Source organism: Aquisalinus flavus (genome assembly GCF_014640095.1).
Classification (GTDB): domain Bacteria; phylum Pseudomonadota; class Alphaproteobacteria; order Caulobacterales; family Parvularculaceae; genus Aquisalinus; species Aquisalinus flavus.
In genome coordinates this window covers 875787-894801 of sequence record NZ_BMGH01000001.1, presented here as the reverse complement: position 1 = coordinate 894801, position 19015 = coordinate 875787, and the positions used below count along the sequence as shown (strand labels likewise).

Sequence of the window (19015 nt, the reverse complement as noted above, 5' to 3'; positions counted from 1 at the left end):
GCAGAACTAGAATCCCAAAAGCAATGACGCTTTCAGCATGGTGTCCTTGTTCTCGCGCCCGTCTGGCGGGTCGGTCTCGTATTTGACCTGATAGGAGACTTTCGATGACAGGGTCTCGGTCAGCTTGGTCTTGAGGCCGACCGCCGTATCATAGGTGGTGTTGGAGTCCGCGTAGGTAACATTCGCGTTCTGCTCGACGGAGACGTTTTCACGCAACTGAAGATTGAAGTCGCTGTCCGCATACGCCGCAAACTCGTGCCGGGCCCGCGGCGCGCCGGGAATGGACGGCGTGTCCGCCAGCTCCGACCAGCGATAGCCGGGTCCCGCCTCTACCGACCAGGTTACCTGCTCGTTGGCGATGACATCCTGTCCGAGGCCGACACCCACGAACCAGCGCTTGTTGAAACCGGAGAACTGGTCCTCGTCATACTGGGCACGGACATAGCCATGGGTGCGATCGCGCAGCTGGGCATCGATCTGGTAAGAGGCCATCCAGCGGTCCTGCGTTCTCTTCGCGAATTCCTTACCCTCTTCGTCATGGGCGACCTGCTCTGCATAATTGACGTTGCCGGCCAGAACATGGATGAAACGGCCGGCCTGGCGTTTGAATTTTGCCTTGAGACCGAGCTGCGTGTTCTCTGTATTGCCGGTTGTCGCGGATGCGGAGGCTTCAACCTCGCCGCTCCACTGGACGGCGTCTTCACCGCCATCTTCATCCGTAGCAAGAGCGTTCCCCGCCCCGAAAACTACCAGCGCTGCACACACAAAAGCAGCGGAATGATTACCCCTCACCTCAACGGTCCTCCGTTTTTATTGTTGCCCTTATTCTGCCACATTTGATTTGTGCCAGCAGCGGTGTCAGGAGGGAAGCGGAAATTCTATAAAATAACGTAATGAAACTTCTGTAAGTTTGAATGTAATCATCATCATCAGCCCGCTGATGACCGGGCCATTGAACGGTCAATGGCAGCACTGCGCCGGCGCGTCTAGAACCCGAATAGAATAGAGGCTTTCAGCAAGGTGTCCGTGTTTTCATTGCCGGCTGGCGGATCCGTCTCGTAACGCACTTCATAGGAAACCTTCGATGACAGGCTGTCCGTCAGCTTCGTCGTCAGTGCAGCGACAGTCTTCAGGCTGGTGTTCGACTGCGTATAGGTCGACTCCAGCAGGTGCGTGAACTGCACACCCTCGCGGATCAGGCGCTCATACTCGCTGGAGGCATAGATCGCGAACTCGCTCTCGGAATCCTCGAAATCCATCGGCACGGGGTCCGGCTCTTCCAGCATGGAATAGCGATAGCCCGGCCCTGCCTCGATTTTCCAGGTCGCGCCCTCATCCTCGATCAGGTAGTGCCCGATGCCGCCGCCGACGAAGACGCGGTTCTCGAACCCCGAAAACTCGTCCTGGTCATATTGCACGCGACCATAGGCATAGGTGCGGTCGCGCAACTGTACATCGAGCTCATAGGAAAGCTGGAGATTGTTCTGCGTCTCGATCTCGCCGGCTTCGGCATAGTTGAACGCCGCCTTGACCAGGTGGATATAGCGACCGACCTCGTTCTTGACCTCCGTCGCAAGGCCGACATTGAGCGTTTCGGAATTGCCGGTGGCGCTCGCGGCGGAAAATTCGACCGATCCGCTCCAGCCCTCGCCGTCTTCTTCCTGCGCCAGCGCCTGACCGGCGCCTGCGCACAGAACGACAATGCTTGACGCACTCACGGCAAGGCTGATTACAGATCGGGTCATCACCATCTCCTTGGACAACTGCTTTAAAGCCTTAGGGAGATTCTCTCTCAGGTCACATTGAAGCCCGCCGCCAGCGCAAGACAGACGACGATGCCGACGATGATATTCATCGGTATGCCGATGCGCAGAAAGTCGGTGAAACGGTAATTCCCGGCCGCATAGATGATCGTGTTGGTCTGATAGCCCACGGGCGTCGCAAAGCTCGCGCTCGCGCCGAACATCACCGCGATGACCAGCGCCCGCGGCTCGATTCCCAGCTCCGCCGCCAGCGCGATCGCCAGCGGGGTGATGATCACGGCAACGGCGTTATTGGTCACTGTCTCTGTCAGGATCGAGGTCAGGAAATAGATCGCCAGCAGCACGACCAGGGGCGAGGCATCGGCGATCAGCGGACTGACGGCAGAGACGATCAGGTCGACCGAGCCGGACTGCTGCAGGGCCGTGCCGATGGCGAGCATACCGACGATCAGCACAAGGACGTCGCCATCGATCGTGCTCCACGCCTCGCGCGCATCGAGGCAGTGGGTCACCAGGATCACGGCCACGGCGATCAGCGCCAGCCCGGCAATCGGCATCACGTTGAGCGCTGCCAGCCCGACGACACCGGCAATCGCCGCCGCCGCAATCGGTGCCCTGCCCCGGCGATAGGCCCGTGCGGCGGGCTCTGACACGTTGACGACTTCCGAGCCGTCGACGATCTCGGCAATGGCTTCGGGCTGGCCCTCGATCAACAGCCGATCGCCGGGTTTCAATTGCAGCGTTTCCAGATCGGGCCCCGGCGCGGCGCCAAAACGCCCGACACCCAGCACCCGCACCCTCAGGCGCGACAGCAGCGGCAGGCCACGCACGATCCGGCCGGTCGATATCCGGTTCGCCGGCACGACCGCCTCGATCACGATCGTGTCCTCGCCATCGAGGGGTCTGCCCGTGATGCCGACCTGGAAGGTCTTGCTGCCGCGCAGGGTCAGAAGCTCGTCCGTCGTCACGGAAACGCTCAGCCGGTCGCCGGCCTGCAAGACGATTTCATCGACCGGCATATCCTTGATCGGCTGGCCCTTGCGCCGCACCGCCTTCACCGTCAGCCCGCGCGGCATCAGCTCCTTGACCTCGGCGACCGGCTTGTCGATGGCCGAGGAGTTCTGCCGCACGCGAAGGTCGGTGAGAAGCGCGAGATCGTCCTTCTCCGCACCCAGCGCGGGCATGCGCTGATCCTTCGGCAGCAGGAATTGCATCACGGCCAGCGACAGCACGCCAACGACAGCTGCAGCAATGCCATAGAGCGAAATCTCGAAAATGCCGAACGGCTCCATGCCCATGTCCCGGGCGACACCGTCGACCAGCAAGTTTGTGGACGTGCCGATCAGCGTGCAGGAGCCGCCGAGGATCGCGACATAGGACAGCGGGATGAGCAGCTTCTTGGCCGGTGTCTTCGTCGCCGCGGCGAGCTGGATGACGATCGGCACCAGCACCAGCACGACCGGCGTATTGTTCATGAAGGCCGACGCGACCAGCGCGGCGAGGAACACGCCGGCAATGGCAAGCCGCGGATGCGGTCCCGCCACCTGCAGCACCTGCCGCGCGGCGGCCTCCAGCAAACCGGTCCTGACCAGCGCACCGGACAGGATGAACATCGCCCCGATAGTGATCGGTGCCGCATTCGAGAACACGCCGAGGAAGTCCTCGATCGGCAGATAGCCGAGCACCGCGAAGACAGCCGCCCCGGCAACGGCGATCACCGCCGGCGCATAGCGCTCGGTGACGAAGCCGGCAAAGACGACGCCGAGGATGATCAGCCCCAGCCACGCGCTGTTGCTATCGATAAAAGTCTGAATTTCCGTCATGTCCGCCCTGTCTGCCGGACCATTCTTGCATGGTCCGGCACGAGGTCAAACACATATGCGGCACGCTAGTTGCGCGACTTGTCGACGATCCGCTTGCCCTGCATCAGCATCGGCATCATGGAGCGCAGCTTCTCGCCGGTTTCCTCTATCGGGTGTTCGGAATCGATCTGGCGCTTGGCCTTGAAGTTCGGCTGGCCGGCCTGGCATTCCAGCATCCAGTCGCGCACGAACTTGCCTTCCTGGATATCCTTCAGCACCCGTTTCATCTCGGCTTTCGTCTCTTCGGTGATCAGCCGCGGGCCGGTCTTGTACTCGCCATACTCCGCCGTATTGGAGATGGAATAGTTCATGTTGGAGATACCGCCCTCATAGATCAGGTCGACGATCAGCTTCACCTCGTGCAGGCATTCGAAATAGGCCATCTCCTTGGAATAGCCTGCCTCGGTCAGGGTCTCGAACCCGGCGCGGATCAGCTCGACGAGGCCGCCGCACAGAACGGCCTGCTCGCCGAACAGGTCGGTCTCGCATTCCTCGCGGAAATTGGTCTCGATGATCCCGGCGCGTCCGCCACCGATGGCCCCGGCATAGGACAGCGCGAGATCCTTGGCGGAGCCCGACGCATCCTGGTGCACGGCGATCAGGCATGGCAGGCCGTTGCCCGCCTCATATTGCGAACGCAGCGTGTGGCCCGGGCCCTTCGGCGCGATCATGATGACGTCGATTTCCTTCGGCACCTCGATCAGCTTGAAATGGATGTTGAGGCCATGGGCGAAGGCGAGCGTCTTGCCCGGCTTCATGTGCTGTTCGATATGATCCCGGTAGATATCTTTCTGCAGCTCGTCCGGCGTCAGCATCATGATGACGTCGGCCCAGTCGGCGGCCTCTGCGACGTTCATCACGTCGATGCCGTCGGCCTCGCATTTCTTGCGCGTCGAGGAATTCTCCTTCAGGGCCACGACGATATCCTTCACGCCGGACTCCTTCAGGTTCAGCGTATGCCCGCGCCCCTGCGAGCCATAGCCGACAATCGCGACCTTCTTGTTCGCGATCAGCGTTACGTCGGTATCGTCGTCATAGAAAACTTTCATTGGTCTTTACCTCTGTCTGCGCCCTGCCCCGTCGCTCGGTGCCTCGGGCAATTTTCGAAAATGATTGAACTCAGTCCCCCGTCCTTCTCCGGTCGCCGATGCCCTCTTCCGGGCCGCGATTGATCGACAGAACGCCGGTGCGCGAAACGTCGGTCAGGCCGAGCGGCTTCATCAGCTCACGGAAGGCGTCGATCTTCTCGCGCGTGCCGGTCAGCTCGAAGATGAAGGAGGTGTTCGAGACATCGACCACCTTGGCGCGGAAGATATCGGCAAGGCGGGCCGCCTCGACCCGCTTCTCGCCCTCGGCGACAACTTTAAAGAGCGCCATTTCGCGCTCCAGCGCCTGCGGGTGGCCGGTGACGACCCCGACCCGGCGCACCGGCACCAGCCGGGCAAGCTGCAGCACGATCTGTTCAAGGATCGACGGCGTACCATCGGTCACGATGGTAATGCGCGAGCGGTGCTTGGCCTCGTCGGTCTCGGCCACGGTCAGGCTCTCGATATTGTAGCCGCGGGCCGAAAACAGCCCGACGACCCGCGCCAGAACGCCCGGCTCGTTATCGACGATACAGGCGATCGTCTGGCTCTCGCGTTCTTCCTGCTTGGCCGATGGCGCGTATACGGATGTGTTGCTCACGGCGTCATTCTCCAACCATCTGGACCGTCGTGCCGTCCGGCAGGTCCTTAATCTTCTGATAGATACGGCCCATCTTCTGGTGATAATCCGCGAGTTTCGTCACATAGATATTGCCCAGGTCGATCTTGCCACCGAGAAAGGGCGGCACCTTGTAACCATAACACTCGCCCTGCCCCAGCGTCATGCCATGCTGGACGCAGGCATCGGTGGCGTTGACCATCAGCCAGTTGCCGAAATGCTCGTTCAAGAGCGCGACGAACTGGCCCTTGCTGCGCGCGACCTTCTTGCAATTGCACGCGCCGATATCGAGCATGTGCACCGCCCCGTCGAGATCGACCAGGAAGGCATCGCCGAACCGGTTGACGAGATAGATGGTGAACGCCTCCGGCGTCAGCCCTTCCCAGTTGTTCATCACCTTCGCCCAGTCGAGCGTGTTGTCGACAAACAGGTAATCGCCGGTATTCGGCATTATTCATCTCCTTTGGCGGTTAAGCCATAAATCTCCGCCTCGTCCTTCGTGGGCTGCTGCGCAGCCACCTCAGGATGAGGCTGGGACTGTAAGCCACGCAGGATGGCATCTCTGGACTGCTTTCTCTTCGAGAGAATTTTCAGCATACGTTCATCGCCGCTTATAAGGGCTTCTTTTTTGGCTCGTGACCAACCCTTCAGCTTTCGTTCCGTCGTGACCATTTCATCGTAGCGATAAAAATAGTCGCTCCATACAAGCTCGACCGGTCGGCGCCTGTAGGTAAAGGCAGCCGGAAATAGCCCGTTGTTATGATCATGCACCCTATTCATCACATCACTTCCGCGGTGCGACCCGACATAAAATTTACCGTCCACACACCGGACCATGTAAACAAAGCCGACAACCTGCACCACTCACTCCTCATCCTGAGGTGCCCGGCAAAGCCGGGCCACGAAGGATTAGACCAGAACCTTCCCGTCATCATTGATCTCGTCACCGCGGATCTCGCCGGGCAGGATCATTTCGTTATGCGCCTTGCCCGACGGGATCATCGGGAAGCAGTTCTCTTCTTTCGTGACGCGGCAGTCAAACAGGACCGGGCCATCATAGTCGATCATCGCCCTGATCTTGTCGTCCAGTTCGTCCGGCGTCTCCGCCCGCAGGCCGAGGCAACCGAACGCCTCCGCCATCTTGACGAAGTCCGGCAGCGCGTCGGAATAGGAATGGGAATAGCGCCCGCCATGCAGCAATTGCTGCCATTGGCGCACCATGCCCATATATTCATTATTCAGGATAAAGATCTTGATCGGCATGCGGTGCTGCACGGCCGCCGACATTTCCTGCATCGTCATCTGGACGGATGCCTCGCCGGCAATGTCGATGACCAGCGACCCCGGATGCGCCGCCTGAATGCCGAACGCCGCCGGCAGGCCATAGCCCATCGTGCCGAGCCCGCCGGAGGTCATCCACCGGTTCGGCTCCTCGAAATGGTAATGCTGGGCCGCCCACATCTGGTGCTGGCCGACTTCGGTCGAGATGTAAGTGTCGCGGTCCTTGGTCAGCTGGTACAGCCGCTCGATCGCATATTGCGGCTTGATCGCGACATCGGACTTCTCATAGCTGAAACTGTTGACTGCCCGCCATGCGTCGATCTCGCCATACCACGCGGTCAGGTCGGGCCGCGTGCGGTCCTGGTCGAGACCGTTCCACGCCTCGACCATATCCTCCAGCACATGGGCGCAATCGCCGATCAGGGCGAGGTCGACCTTGACGTTCTTGTTGATCGAGGACGGATCGATATCGATATGGATCTTGCGGCTGGTCGGCGAAAACGCATCGAGCCTGCCGGTGACCCGGTCATCGAAGCGTGCGCCGACGCAGATCATCAGATCGCAATCATGCATCGCATTGTTCGCTTCATAGCTGCCATGCATGCCCAACATGCCCAGCCACTGCCTGTCGGAGGCGGGATAAGACCCGAGCCCCATCAGCGTCGAGGTGACGGGGAAGCCCGTCGCGCGGACCAGCTCCCTCAGCAGGCGGACGGCCTCCGGGCCGGAATTGATGACCCCGCCGCCGGTATAGAAGACAGGCTTCGACGCGCTCGCCATCATGCGGATCGCCTCGGCGACGGCCTCCGGGCTGGCATCGACCTTGGGGTGATAGGTGCGGTGCTCGGCGGTCGGGCCGGGCTTTTCATATTTCGCCGCGGCAAACTGGACGTCCTTGGGAATATCGATGACGACCGGGCCCGGCCGGCCATGGGTCGCGACATAGAATGCCTCATGGATGATATGAGCGAGCTTGTCCGGATCATCGACCAGATAATTATGCTTGCAGCAGGCCCGGGTGATCCCGACCGTATCGCATTCCTGGAACGCATCGGACCCGATCAGCGCGCGCGGCACCTGGCCGGTGATGACGACCAGCGGGATCGAATCCAGCATCGCATCGGCAATCGGGGTGACCGCATTGGTCGCGCCCGGGCCGGAGGTGACGAGAACGACCCCCGGCTTGCCGGTGGAGCGGGCATAACCCTCCGCCGCATGGCCGGCGCCCTGCTCATGACGCATCAACAGGTGGCGGATCTTGTCCTGCTGGTGGAGCGCGTCATAGATCGGCAGGACAGCGCCGCCCGGATAGCCGAAAATCGTGTCCACGCCCTGATCGACGAGCGCGCGCAGCACCACCTCTGCACCCGTCATGATCTCGGGGGTCTCGCGGGTATCGGTTTCCGGCTTTTCCGCCGCTTTCAGGGCGCTGCTCGCATCAGCCATTGTCGTCTCCTCTGCCTGGTCAGGGCGTCACTATGGTCAACAGAAATGAATTTCCGGTTCGGGGTAATAAAAAAGGGTCTCGATTGAGACCCTTGCACGCGCTGGATTGAGGACCTGTCTTCTAGGACAGCCCGCCACCAGCGCTCATCACCACGAGAATAGAAAAGTGCACGTTTTTCACTCCTGTTAGCCAAAGGTGCTAATAAGAGCGGCTTAATAAGTCAAGCCACTATTTCATGACGACGCAGAGAGGAGATCCTCGACCAGATCATCTGCCGTCTCGAAGACCGGCCAGCCGGGTTCCTGTCCCCGGAACCAGGTCATCTGGCGCTTGGCGAACCGCCGGGTGTTCTGCTGCGCCAGCGCCAGCGCCTCATCCAGCGGCAGCTCCCCGGCAAGATGCGCGGCAAACTCCGGCACGCCGAGGGATTTCATCACCGGCAGGGACGGATCGAGCTTGCGCGCCAGCAGGGCGCGGACCTCGTTCAGCGCATCACGCTGCAGCATCTGCTCCAGCCTTTGGTCACAGCGCGCATAAAGCGCGTCCCGAGGCGGCTGCAGCACGGCGGGCCGGAACTCGCCGGAGACCACAGCCTCACGCGGCTGCCCCTGCCACGCCGAAAGCGGCGTGCCCGTCGCCTCGTGCACTTCCCAGGCACGGATCAGGCGCTGGCGGTCATTCTCTTCCAGATGCGCCATACCCGGATCGCGGGACAGGACCGCCTGCCGGAATGCCGCCGCGCCGACCGCGTCGAACAGACGGTTACCCTGCCCACGGATATCCTCCGGCACATCCGGCATCGGCGATAACCCCTCGGTCAGCGCCTTGAAATAGAGCCCCGTGCCACCGACCACGATCGGCACGCGCCCCCTGCCCCTGATTTCGTCGATGACCCTTGCCGCCAGTCGCGCCCAGCGCCCGGCGGAGCAGCGCTCGGCCCCGTCCAGCACGCCGTAGAGATGATGCGGCGCCTGCGCCTCCTCGGCCTCATCCGGCCGCGCCGTCAGTGTGCGGAGATCGCGATAGACTTGCATCGCATCGGCATTGACGATTTCTCCGTCCAGCGCGTCGGCGAGCCTCAGCGCCGCAGCGGACTTGCCGCTCGCCGTCGGGCCTGCAATAAGCACGATGAGTTCCGAAGGGGTATGAGCCATGGCCCATGTCATGACAGTTATCTGCAATCCGCAAAAGCCTGAATTGTCCGGCACCGCCATCGACGAATTCTGGGCGGCGCTGGAAATGGCCGACGCAAGGCCCGACGAAGTCGAAATCCTGGCGGAGGGTGTCGCGGCCGATATCTTTTTCGAACTGAACGAGGACGAGACCCTGCCCGCGATCCGCAAGCAGTGCCGTGGCCCGTTCGACATCAACATCCAGCCGGTCAAGGGCCGCGCCCGGCGCCTGCTGATCGCCGACATGGACTCGACCATCATCCAGCAGGAATGCCTCGACGAACTGGCTGCCTATGCCGGCAAGAGAGACGAGATTTCCGCGATCACGGCCCGCGCCATGCGCGGCGAGCTTGATTTCGAAGGCGCCCTGCGCGAGCGCGTCGCGATGCTGAAAGGCCTGTCCGTCGATGCCCTTGAGGCAACGCTGAGCGAGAAAATCACCCTGATGCCCGGCGCAATGGAACTGGTCGCCACCATGAAGGCGCGTGGCGCGGTGACCGCCCTCGTCTCCGGCGGCTTTACCTTCTTCACGGCCCGTATCGCTGACCTGGTCGGGTTCGACACCAACCAGGGCAACCGGCTCGTCATCGAGGATGGCAAGCTGACCGGCGAGGTCGAGGAGCCGATCCTCGGCAAGGAAGCCAAGCTCGAGGCGCTCAATGCGCTGTGTGCGGAACATAATATCGACGCTGATCGCGCCATGGCCGTCGGCGATGGCGCCAATGACCTCGCCATGCTCAACGCCGCTGGCGCCGGTGTCGCCCTCCACGCCAAGCCGGTCGTGGCGCAAGCCGCGCGCTATCGCATCGACAATGGCGACCTGACCGCCTTGCTGTATTTGCAAGGCATCCGGAGAGACCAGTTCGCTGTGGAATAGGGTGAATGGTGAATGGTGAATGGTGAAAAGGTGAATGACTTGCGGCGTTCACCACAATCACCAATCACAATTCACCAATCACCAACCTACGGATTGATCAGCTCGATAAAGGTGATATTCCCGCGCCTGACCTCGATCTGCAGCGGACCCGAATTCAGATTGCGCAGCTTTTCCATCCGGTCGGCCATTTCCTTTGGCGTACCGACATCATTGTAGCCAAGCTCGGTGATGACATCGCCGATCTGCAGTATGCCGCTCATCGGACTGTCGCTTTCGATGGCGGTCACCACCACGCCCGCGACATCGTCGGCGAGACCGTAGGCGTCGCGCACTTCCGCGGTCGGTTGCTGCAGGATCAGCCCGGAGAGCACCACCGCATCGTCCGGCAGGTCTTCCGCCAGCAGCGGCGCATTGCCGAAATTGCTGGCGAGGTTGGTCTCGCGCCGGTCGACGGTGACTTGTACGGTAATCAGGCGGCCATCGCGATACAGCTTGACCGGCACGGTCGATCCGACCGGCGTGTCCGCTACCGCACGGGTCAGGTCACGCATCTCCGAAATCTTCCGGCTGTTGAATTCGACGATGAAATCATCGCGCTGGAGACCGGCCTTCTCGGCAGGGCTGTTACCGCGCACGACCAGCACCACCGCACCGTCATTGTTCGGCAGGCCCGCGGCACTCGCCCGCTGGTCACTGATATCATCGAGGGTCACGCCCAGCCAGCCCCGGCGCGTCTCGCCAAATTCAAGCAATTGCTCGATCACAGTCGAAGCGAGATCCGACGGCACGGCGAAACCGACCCCGACCGACCCGCCGGTCTGGGAGAAGATCACCGTGTTGATGCCGATCACTTCACCCGCCATGTTGAACAGCGGACCGCCGGAATTGCCGCGGTTGATGGCGGCATCGGTCTGGATGAAATCGTCATACAGCCCGGCGCGGATGTCGCGGTTGCGGGCAGAGATGATACCGACCGACACCGACCCGCCAAGACCGAACGGATTGCCGATGGCAACCACCCATTCGCCGACGCGGGCCCCGTTGGAACTGCCGAAATCGACGAACGGCATACGCTCATCGGTCTCCATGCGTAGGACGGCAAGGTCCGTTTCCCGGTCCATGGCGACCACTTCGGCCTTGTACTCATCGCCGTTGGAGAGGGTCACGGTGATCTCGTCAGCCTTCTCGACGACATGCTTGTTGGTGACGACGATGCCGTCCGGATCGATGATGAAGCCGGACCCGAGCGACGTCGCCTGGGACCCGAATTTCTCCTCGAACTGCTCCATCTGGGTATTGTTGCCAAAATCGGCATTCACCGTCTGGGCCGAGGAAATATTGACCACGGCAGGCGTCAGGCGCTCGACGAGGTCGGCGAAGTCCGACGGCGTACGCTGCGCCATGGCCGGGCCGGTCATGGCCAGCGCAAAGGCCGCTGCAAGGGAAAAGATGAAACCGGAAACGCTGACGCGCATATCGAACCTCTTAATGGATCAGTCTTGGCGGTATGGTTACCCACAACGCAAAGGCGGGCAAGCCCTTCGATGGCTCGCCCGCCTTGATTGGTCGCGAAATCAGGTGTTTGCGGCGCCTAGTTGCCGTTCACATTCTCGAAATAGCGGAAGAATTCAGAGTCCGGCGACAGGATGATCGTCGTCTGGCCATCCTGCAACGCTGTCTCGTAAGATGTCAGCGAGCGGTAGAAGGCGAAGAATTCCGGGTCGCGGCTATAGGCCTCGTTATAGATCGCGTTACGCTGCCGGTCGGCCCGGCCGCGGATCCGCTGCGACTGTTCCTCTGCTTCGGCGACGATCTGCGTGCGCTCCTTCTGAGCCGTCGCCTCGATCCGCGCCGCCTGCTCGCGGCCCTCGGCGCGGATGCGCTGGGCCTGTTGCTGACGCTCGGACCGCATGCGTTCATAGACGCGCTCGGCGTTCTGCTCCGGGAAGTCGGCCCGGCGGATACGCACATCGACGATCTCGACCCCGAAACCGCGTGCTTCCTCGGCGACCTGGCGCTGGATCTGCTGCATCAGTTCGACCCGCTTGGTGGTGATGATCTCGTTGATCGTCACCTCGCCCAGCGAGTTCCGCAGGGCACCGTTGAGAACCGAGCCAAGCCGGGTGTCACCAGTGTCCTTCAGGGTGCGCCAGTTACCGGCACCGGACTTGAAGGCCTCGTAATACATCAGCGGTTCGACGATGCGATAGCGGACATAGGCGTCGATGATCAGCCGCTCTTCATTCGCCGCGATGATCTCGAGCTCCTGGCCCTGGCGGATATCATATTCAAGGTTCCAGCTGTCGATGAAGACAACGTCATACCAGGGCAGTTTTACATGCAGGCCCGGATCATCGATCAGCACTTCCTGCGGATTACCAAAGGCGATGACGAGCGCATGCTGGCGCTCGCTGACAGTGAAGAACACCGTGCGGGCGACGATGAAGACGACGACGAGTGCGACGCCGATCATGATGAGAAGTCCGTTTTTCATCAGCTTGCCCTCCTAGTTCTGCGGCTGACGCGGGCGCGTCAGCTCGTTGAGATTGAGGAACGGCACGGTGCCACCGGCATCCTGATCGACGACGATCTTCTCCATGTCGCCGAGCACGCGCTCCATCGTTTCCAGATACATGCGCTGGCGCGTCACGCCCGGCGCCTTGGCATATTCCTCGTAGATATCGACGAAGCGGGCGGACTGGCCGCGCGCTTCGGCCACGACCTGGGCTTCATAGGCTTCGGCGTCGAGGATGACCCGCTCTGCCTGGCCGCGTGCGACAGGCACGATCTCATTGGCGACCTTCTGGGCGTTGTTGATCGTCGTCTCCGCATCGGAGCGGGCGTCGATCACGTCACGGAACGCCTGGATGACTTCCTCGGGCGGATCGGACCGCTGGAAGGTGATACGAATGATCTCGATGCCGCTATTATAGGTATCGAGCGTGCGCTGCATGACCTCCAGCGTGTTCTGCGGCACGATGGCCCGGCCGTTCGAGATGATCGGGTCGAGTTCATTGCCGCCGACGACCTCGCGCAGCGCGGATTCCGCCACGGCGCGGACCATTCCTTCCGGATCTTCGTTATTGAACACGTATTTCGCCGGTCCCGGCAATTCGCCATCTTCGACCGGGCCGACCTTGATGCGCCAGTTTACCTCGATCGACACATCGACGATGTTCAGATCGCTTGTCAGCATCGTTCTTTCATTCTGGGACCGGCTCGCCGTGCCGATTCCTGTGACGCGCTCGTTCGTGACCAGCACGACATCGACGTTCTGGATCGGCCAGGGCGCATGAAACTGCAGGCCCGGTCCGGTCATGCTTGTGTATTTGCCAAAGGTCGTGACGACGCCGCGCTCGCCCGGTCCGACCGTGTAGATGCCTGATGCTGCCCACAACCCGACAAGCAGAACGAGAACGACGAAGATCACGCCCTTGCCGGGCAACTTCACACCGCCGCCGGAACCGCCGCCACTACCGCCGCGTCCGCCCATGGAACGCTTGAAGCGCTCGCGACCGGAGCGTAACAGCTCTTCGAGATCGGGTGATTGATTATTGCCGCCGCCGCGATTGCCGCCTGCGTTATTGTTGTCGTTGCCGCCGCGCGGGGGCTGTCCCCACGGCCCGCGGCCGCCGCCAGACCCGTTGCCGCCCTGCCCCGGGCCGCTGCCGGGCTTGTCTGTCCATGGCATAGATTTTCCTAACTGTTTCCTGCGTTTAGTTATGGCGATAGCGTGTATCGGTTATATATGTCACCCGAAAACGCAACCGCAACTGTGGTGCGGCGCTTTTGACAGCGCCGAGAATGGATTTTGTGCAAGAGCCCCCGACCAGTCCCGATCAGAAACAGAAAAAAACGCTGGAGACCCGCCTGCGCGCGGTCCTTTCTGGCATTATCGACCGCCGCACCGGCAAGGATGTCCTGACCGGCGGCCTTGTCACCGGCCATAGTGTGCGGATCAGCGAGGCGGGCGCAAGGGCAACGATCACGCTGGAACTGCCCGGCGGGCCGGGCCAGCAAAATGACCGCCTCAGCGCCGAAATCGAGGAAGCGGCGCGCGCCATCGACGGTATCGCCGATGTCGCCCTCGTCCAGACCTCCCATCGTGCCGCGCCCAAGTCACCGGCCCAGAGGCCTGCCGGTGGCCACGCCAATCCGCTCGGCCTTGGCGGCAAAACAGAAGGCGGCAAGACCGCGACCGAGGAAAAACCCATCCCCGGCGTCAAGCACGTCATCGCCATCGCCTCTGGCAAGGGCGGTGTCGGCAAATCGACGCTTGCCGCCAATCTCGCCGCAGCCTTTGCCCAGGCCGGGTTCCGCACCGGCCTCGTCGATGCCGATATCTCCGGCCCATCCCTGCCTGTCCTGTTCGGGCTGAAGAGCCGCGCCGAATTCCGCGATGGCAAGATCCAGCCGATGCTGGCCCATGGCGTCAAGGCGATGTCGATCGGGCTTCTGGTGTCGGAGGACAAAGCCGTCGCCTGGCGCGGGCCGATGGTGATGGGCGCCGTGCGCCAGCTCTTCACCGATGTCGACTGGGGCGAGCTTGATATCCTGTTCGTCGATACCCCGCCCGGTACAGGCGATGCCCATCTCACGCTGCTGCAGAAAATCCCCGTCTCCGGCGCGGTCATCATCTCGACCCCGCAGGAGATGGCGCTTGCCGACGTGCGGCGCGGCGCGGCGCTGTTCACCTCGATGAACACGCCTGTCCTCGGCATCGTCGAAAACATGGCCTGGTTCGCCCTGCCCGATGGCAGCCGCCAGAGGCTTTTCGGTGAAGGCGGCGTCGCCCGCACGGCAGCAGCGCTCGGGCTCGACGTGCTGGCCACCCTGCCGCTGGAACCTGCTATCGCGACCGCCTCCGATGCCGGCCGGCCCTACGTGCTCGAGGCCCCCCAAAGCGAGAGCGCTGGCGTGATCCGCGACATCGCCGTCCAGATTGCCGCCAAACTTGCGCTTGTTCCTGCTGGCGGAGATGCGTAAGACTCCAGATAAAGCCAACCCCCACACGGCCAGAACACGGATTGATGACTGATACCGACATAGAACTCGATTATGCATTTCTGACGCAGCAGGCGTTGCGCGGTGTCATCCGCGACGTGCTGGAAATCACGCGCGACCTCGGCGACGTGCCCGGCGACCATCATTTCTATATCGAGTTCCTGACCCAGGCCCCCGGCGTGACGATCTCGCCGGACCTGATCAAGGCCTATCCGGAACGCATGACCATCGTCCTGCAAAAGAAATTCGAGAATCTGGTAGTCGATGACGACCATTTCGAGGTCACCCTGCACTTCAAGGGCATACCCGATCATCTCGTCATCCCCTATGCGGCGATCACGGCCTTTGTCGACCCGTCGGTGGAATTCAAGCTGCGTTTCGAACCCGTGCCGTTCGATCCGTCGCACACGGAACAAGAGGAACTCTCTGCAGCGGAACTGCAGGGCACCTCGGCTGACGATGATGGCGACAATGACGATGACCCGCCCGGCGGCAGCGCCCCCGATGGCGGCGCAGACGTTGTCAGCCTGGACTCCTTCCGCAAGAAATAGCGCCCCGCAAGAAGTAACGGGTGGCAAGAAATAACGGCTGGCAACAAGCAATCAGCTCACGCCGCCTATTTCCTGCGCTTGGCAAAGTCCGTGTCGGCCTCTTCGTCATAGTCGAAGACATCCGTCAGCGGCACGCCGAACACGGCGGCGATGCGGAAGGCCGCCTCCAGGGACGGGGCGTATTTCCCCTTCTCGATGGAGGCGACGGTCTGACGGGTCACGCCGATGCGCTCGGCCAGATCGCCTTGCGTCATCTCGTCATGGGTGAACCGCAACAGGCGGATCTTGTTGGTGACAGCGGCGCCGGACTTGCTCTTTACCATGTCGGCCTCACAAGCCTCTCAAGCCGAAAGACGGTAGAGCACGACCTGCCAGGCGTTCTTGACGATCTCCGATAAGACCATCGCCATGAACAACATGCTGGCGATCCGATATTGCTGGGATATCAGGCAGAAGCCGAGCGTTGCCAGAACGGCGAGACCAAGGATCAGCCCGCCTGCCCGTTCGCCGCGCAGCTCTATCGACCGGTCACGCTCATCGCTTGAATCGTCGATATCGTCCTTACCCGTTGCAATGGCCTGCAGGACGGCAATCACGATATGGCCAATCACGACAAGAATGATGAAGGCGATCGTGCCAACGAGAATGACGCCGCCTGTCGCAGCGTCGAAACCGCCGGTTACGTAGTAATTCCAGCCATACCACCCGAACAGGGCGAGCATGCCGACCAGAACAATCCAGCTGCTTTTTTCCTTGAAACTCATCGATCCCTCCATTCCATCCTGAAGCAATGCCATCCTGAGAAAATATTTCTAACACAATGTACTATTTATTTAACATCATGTCAATTATACTTTCCGCGATACCCGTATGATTTCTGTGAAACCCGTGCGGTCGCATTTGTACGGCACGCCGACGATGCTTATAGTCAGAGACGACCGCAGGAGATTTCGATGACCCGTCCGAACCCATTCACCGCCAGGATAACCGCTGCCAGTCTTGCAGTTCTCGCCGCCGCCCTGTTTGCCGGGGGCGGCCCTGCGGTCGCGCAGGACAATCTGCCGCCCGATGCGCGGCCCCGGAATGTTCAGCAACCCGTCTCCGTCCAGGAAGAACAGCTCGACTCCGTCGACGAGATCGTCACCGAAGAGGAGGCCGTCCTATCCCGGGTGAATTACAAGGCGCCGCCGGAGAGCGAGACGGCGGAGCCGGTCGTCGAGCCCTCACAACTGCGCTATGCCTCGGAAATCGACATGAACCGCGCCCTTTCCGCCGTCGAGGAAGGGCTTCGGTCCTGCGTCGACCTGCGTCAGCAGATCGAGTCGCGCATCGGCGAGACATACGGGTCCTATTCGGTCCATTCCGGCTGGCTGCGCGCCTATAATGCCTGCGTCCTGCAGCGGCACAGGGATATCCGCACCGTGGGCGATGCCATCGAGGCGCGCCGGCGCGATATCATCTCAGGCGGCGCGGATGAAGGCGCGACGACGATGACCGGCATGGTCGACCGTCTCATCGCCCGCCAATCGGCAATCAAGCTCGCCATTTCCGGGGAAATGGCCATGGTCGGTCCGCTCTTTGCCTATTATAATACCGGCGTACGCTCCTATCCCGCCAGCGACGATCAGTAGGCTGACGCAGGCACGTGCGAATGTCCGGCAGATTTCGACGCAACGGGTTCCGCGCAATCGGCCTGTTGGCGTTCATCGCCCTGACGCGGTCGGGCATGCACTTGCACAATAGCGGGATCAGGACACTCGGCATGACGCTCGTCATCCTCGGGATCGTCTGCGGTGTCGCGACACTGGTCACGCTATTCAGACGCTGAACGTCGCCCGGCCTGCCGGGCACCACTCACAGATTGAACAACGTCTCGTCCATCGGCACCGGCTCAAGCTCGCTGTCGAGCGGGCGCACGCGGATGGCGATCTCGTTGGCATCGCCGGTGAAGCGTTCCGAGATCAGCCGCACCACCTGCCGGTCGTCGCGCCAGAACACACCGTTGAGTGCATCGAGACAGGCCTTGGCGACATTGTCGACGTCATGGGCGCCGCGCATGTCCGGCAGTTTCGAGGTCCAGATGCGCACCTCGAACGGCCCGTAATAGGGCCGTTTCACGGCCACCTCGCGGCGGCAGAACTCTGCGATCAGCCCTTTCAGCCGCCGCGTCTGGGTCGAAACATGGCGCACGCGCAACAGCACCGTGTCACCATTGTAGGCGACCTGCACCTTGCCCTTGCCGAAGAACCCGCCCCCTTGCACGTGACTTACCGCATCCGCTTCTCGACGAAGCTGACCTCGCCGCCGGAGACCTTCCAGACGAGATCATTCTCCGTCGTCACCACGACGACATCCGTACCGTAGAGCAGGCTCATGAACACATGATGCTCCTGCGGATAGGGCGTCAGGGAATGCGACAGGATCAGGCTGTCGCCTTCATTGCCGGTCTTCTCGACGTCGAGACAATTGGTGTTGAACGGCATTTCGCCTTTCATCGTCTGTCCGTCAGCGGAGTAGTCGAACAGCTGGTACCCGCCGGCCTTGATCAGGCCCGCCTCGGTGCTGGCAGGGATCAGATAGACGAACAGCCCGCCTTCGGCGCCGTCGCGGCCCTTGTAGGGCATGACGACCGGATTGTACTGGCTGGAGCATTCCTGCGTGTCGCGGTCGAGCGCATCCTCGCGCGCCGCCCAGTAGCCGCGCTCTGCGCGCGACAGACCCATGCCACCCGGCGGGGCGAAATGGTCATAGACTTCGTCATTGCGGGCAAAGGCGATGAAATAGGCGCGCGGCTCGCCGCCTTGCTCACCAATGAACATCACCTTGAGTTCCTCGCCCTCCTTGACCGTGATCCAGCCATGGAGCCAGCCGAGCTCATCGCCGGCAAACTCATCCTGCAGCGCCATCGCCGCCAGATAGGCCGCCGTGTCGCGTTCATAGATCGCGCGGCCGAGATTTTCCGTCAGGGCAATATCCTGCTCGAATGCTGCCGCTTCGCCCGAGCCAGGCACCGGTGCCGTCTGCGCCGCTGCGGTGCCGCCCCCCAGCCCCATCGGCAGTCCCACCGACAGGCCCACCGACAGCGCCAATGCGGCCAGCGCCGCGCCCGGTTTGCCTGCTCGGCTCCTGCCAAAACCTGTCCCGATACCCATGAAGCGTCCCTTTCCGGCCCGACTGCCGTTTTTCAATATGATTTCATCGCCTTACAGCGTTGGCAACAAGGCTGTTCCCGTCTGCTTCGTCGTGAAAGATACACGCCTTGCCTCTCTCACGCGCGACGAACGACGATTTTTACTCTATTATCGGTGAAACAGGGCTGGAAAAGGGCAATAGACCAGAGCAACCGGCCCGGGA

At 61.7% G+C, this 19015-nt stretch carries 21 protein-coding genes; 5 read left to right on the top strand and 16 right to left on the bottom strand.

The window, feature by feature from the left end; all coding sequences use genetic code 11:
• Positions 1 to 6: 6 nt before the first annotated feature.
• The 9 genes from IEV88_RS04080 to miaA form a co-directional block, all read right to left on the bottom strand.
• On the bottom strand, positions 7 to 792 hold the full coding sequence (locus IEV88_RS04080; protein ID WP_188159994.1) for a DUF481 domain-containing protein: 786 nt from the start codon (positions 790 to 792) through the stop codon (positions 7 to 9).
• A 194-nt stretch (positions 793 to 986) separates the two neighbouring features.
• A complete protein-coding gene (locus IEV88_RS04075) occupies positions 987 to 1745 on the bottom strand; it encodes a DUF481 domain-containing protein (protein ID WP_188159993.1) in 759 nt (252 codons plus the stop codon).
• A gap of 47 nt (positions 1746 to 1792) precedes the next feature.
• Positions 1793 to 3586: an SLC13 family permease gene (locus IEV88_RS04070; protein WP_188159992.1), complete on the bottom strand. Its 1794-nt coding sequence runs from the start codon at positions 3584 to 3586 to the stop codon at positions 1793 to 1795.
• Between the two features lie 65 nt (positions 3587 to 3651).
• Positions 3652 to 4674, bottom strand: coding sequence for a ketol-acid reductoisomerase (ilvC, locus tag IEV88_RS04065; RefSeq protein WP_188159991.1), 1023 nt, complete (start codon positions 4672 to 4674; stop codon positions 3652 to 3654).
• 70 nt (positions 4675 to 4744) lie between these two features.
• Positions 4745 to 5311 carry an acetolactate synthase small subunit gene (gene ilvN, locus IEV88_RS04060; RefSeq protein ID WP_206711341.1) on the bottom strand — a complete coding sequence of 189 codons (567 nt, stop codon included), beginning with the start codon at positions 5309 to 5311 and terminating at the stop codon, positions 4745 to 4747.
• A gap of 4 nt (positions 5312 to 5315) precedes the next feature.
• Entirely contained in the window at positions 5316 to 5780 is a 465-nt protein-coding gene (locus IEV88_RS04055) for a T6SS immunity protein Tdi1 domain-containing protein (protein WP_188159989.1), read from the bottom strand.
• Positions 5780 to 6193, bottom strand: a complete 414-nt coding sequence (locus IEV88_RS04050) for a GIY-YIG nuclease family protein (RefSeq protein ID WP_206711340.1) — start codon at positions 6191 to 6193, stop codon at positions 5780 to 5782. Before IEV88_RS04050 ends, IEV88_RS04055 begins: the two co-directional genes overlap by 1 nt.
• A gap of 45 nt (positions 6194 to 6238) precedes the next feature.
• Positions 6239 to 7984 carry an acetolactate synthase 3 large subunit gene (locus IEV88_RS04045; protein ID WP_373291175.1) on the bottom strand — a complete coding sequence of 582 codons (1746 nt, stop codon included), beginning with the start codon at positions 7982 to 7984 and terminating at the stop codon, positions 6239 to 6241.
• Positions 7985 to 8290: 306 nt separating this feature from the next.
• Complete coding sequence (gene miaA, locus IEV88_RS04040; RefSeq protein WP_188159987.1) at positions 8291 to 9211, bottom strand: tRNA (adenosine(37)-N6)-dimethylallyltransferase MiaA; 921 nt, start codon at positions 9209 to 9211, stop codon at positions 8291 to 8293.
• On the opposite strand from miaA, the gene serB reads away from it, so the two are divergent.
• Positions 9210 to 10106, top strand: a complete 897-nt coding sequence (gene serB / locus IEV88_RS04035) for a phosphoserine phosphatase SerB (protein WP_188159986.1) — start codon at positions 9210 to 9212, stop codon at positions 10104 to 10106. The two genes, miaA and serB, sit on opposite strands and share 2 nt — an antisense overlap.
• Before the next feature lie 86 nt (positions 10107 to 10192).
• On the opposite strand, the gene IEV88_RS04030 is transcribed toward serB, so the two are convergent.
• From IEV88_RS04030 to hflK, 3 genes are all read right to left on the bottom strand, one after another.
• On the bottom strand, positions 10193 to 11581 hold the full coding sequence (locus tag IEV88_RS04030; RefSeq protein ID WP_188159985.1) for a Do family serine endopeptidase: 1389 nt from the start codon (positions 11579 to 11581) through the stop codon (positions 10193 to 10195).
• Between the two features lie 116 nt (positions 11582 to 11697).
• Entirely contained in the window at positions 11698 to 12600 is a 903-nt protein-coding gene (gene hflC, locus IEV88_RS04025; RefSeq protein ID WP_206711339.1) for a protease modulator HflC, read from the bottom strand.
• 12 nt (positions 12601 to 12612) lie between these two features.
• On the bottom strand, positions 12613 to 13797 hold the full coding sequence (gene hflK, locus IEV88_RS04020) for an FtsH protease activity modulator HflK (RefSeq protein WP_188159984.1): 1185 nt from the start codon (positions 13795 to 13797) through the stop codon (positions 12613 to 12615).
• 113 nt (positions 13798 to 13910) lie between these two features.
• Here hflK and IEV88_RS15340 point away from each other — a divergent pair, with 113 nt between their 5' ends.
• Together IEV88_RS15340 and IEV88_RS04010 are read left to right on the top strand one after the other, a co-directional pair.
• On the top strand, positions 13911 to 15092 hold the full coding sequence (locus IEV88_RS15340; protein ID WP_277626919.1) for an Mrp/NBP35 family ATP-binding protein: 1182 nt from the start codon (positions 13911 to 13913) through the stop codon (positions 15090 to 15092).
• Positions 15093 to 15136: 44 nt separating this feature from the next.
• Complete coding sequence (locus IEV88_RS04010) at positions 15137 to 15661, top strand: SspB family protein (protein WP_188159983.1); 525 nt, start codon at positions 15137 to 15139, stop codon at positions 15659 to 15661.
• A gap of 65 nt (positions 15662 to 15726) precedes the next feature.
• On the opposite strand, the gene IEV88_RS04005 is transcribed toward IEV88_RS04010, so the two are convergent.
• Both IEV88_RS04005 and IEV88_RS04000 read right to left on the bottom strand, forming a co-directional pair.
• Positions 15727 to 15984, bottom strand: a complete 258-nt coding sequence (locus IEV88_RS04005; RefSeq protein WP_188159982.1) for a helix-turn-helix transcriptional regulator — start codon at positions 15982 to 15984, stop codon at positions 15727 to 15729.
• Between the two features lie 18 nt (positions 15985 to 16002).
• Positions 16003 to 16425 carry a hypothetical protein gene (locus IEV88_RS04000; protein WP_188159981.1) on the bottom strand — a complete coding sequence of 141 codons (423 nt, stop codon included), beginning with the start codon at positions 16423 to 16425 and terminating at the stop codon, positions 16003 to 16005.
• 189 nt (positions 16426 to 16614) lie between these two features.
• On the opposite strand from IEV88_RS04000, the gene IEV88_RS03995 reads away from it, so the two are divergent.
• Both IEV88_RS03995 and IEV88_RS03990 read left to right on the top strand, forming a co-directional pair.
• Positions 16615 to 17292, top strand: a complete 678-nt coding sequence (locus IEV88_RS03995; protein ID WP_188159980.1) for a hypothetical protein — start codon at positions 16615 to 16617, stop codon at positions 17290 to 17292.
• A 20-nt stretch (positions 17293 to 17312) separates the two neighbouring features.
• The gene (locus IEV88_RS03990; protein WP_188159979.1) at positions 17313 to 17489 is read left to right on the top strand and encodes a hypothetical protein; all 177 of its coding nucleotides are present in this window, start codon (positions 17313 to 17315) and stop codon (positions 17487 to 17489) included.
• Positions 17490 to 17515: 26 nt separating this feature from the next.
• On the opposite strand, the gene IEV88_RS03985 is transcribed toward IEV88_RS03990, so the two are convergent.
• Both IEV88_RS03985 and IEV88_RS03980 read right to left on the bottom strand, forming a co-directional pair.
• Positions 17516 to 17923 (bottom strand): RusA family crossover junction endodeoxyribonuclease, encoded by a 408-nt coding sequence (locus IEV88_RS03985; RefSeq protein ID WP_206711338.1) that lies wholly within the window; start codon positions 17921 to 17923, stop codon positions 17516 to 17518.
• A gap of 5 nt (positions 17924 to 17928) precedes the next feature.
• Complete coding sequence (locus IEV88_RS03980) at positions 17929 to 18813, bottom strand: hypothetical protein (RefSeq protein WP_188159978.1); 885 nt, start codon at positions 18811 to 18813, stop codon at positions 17929 to 17931.
• Positions 18814 to 19015 lie beyond the last annotated feature (202 nt).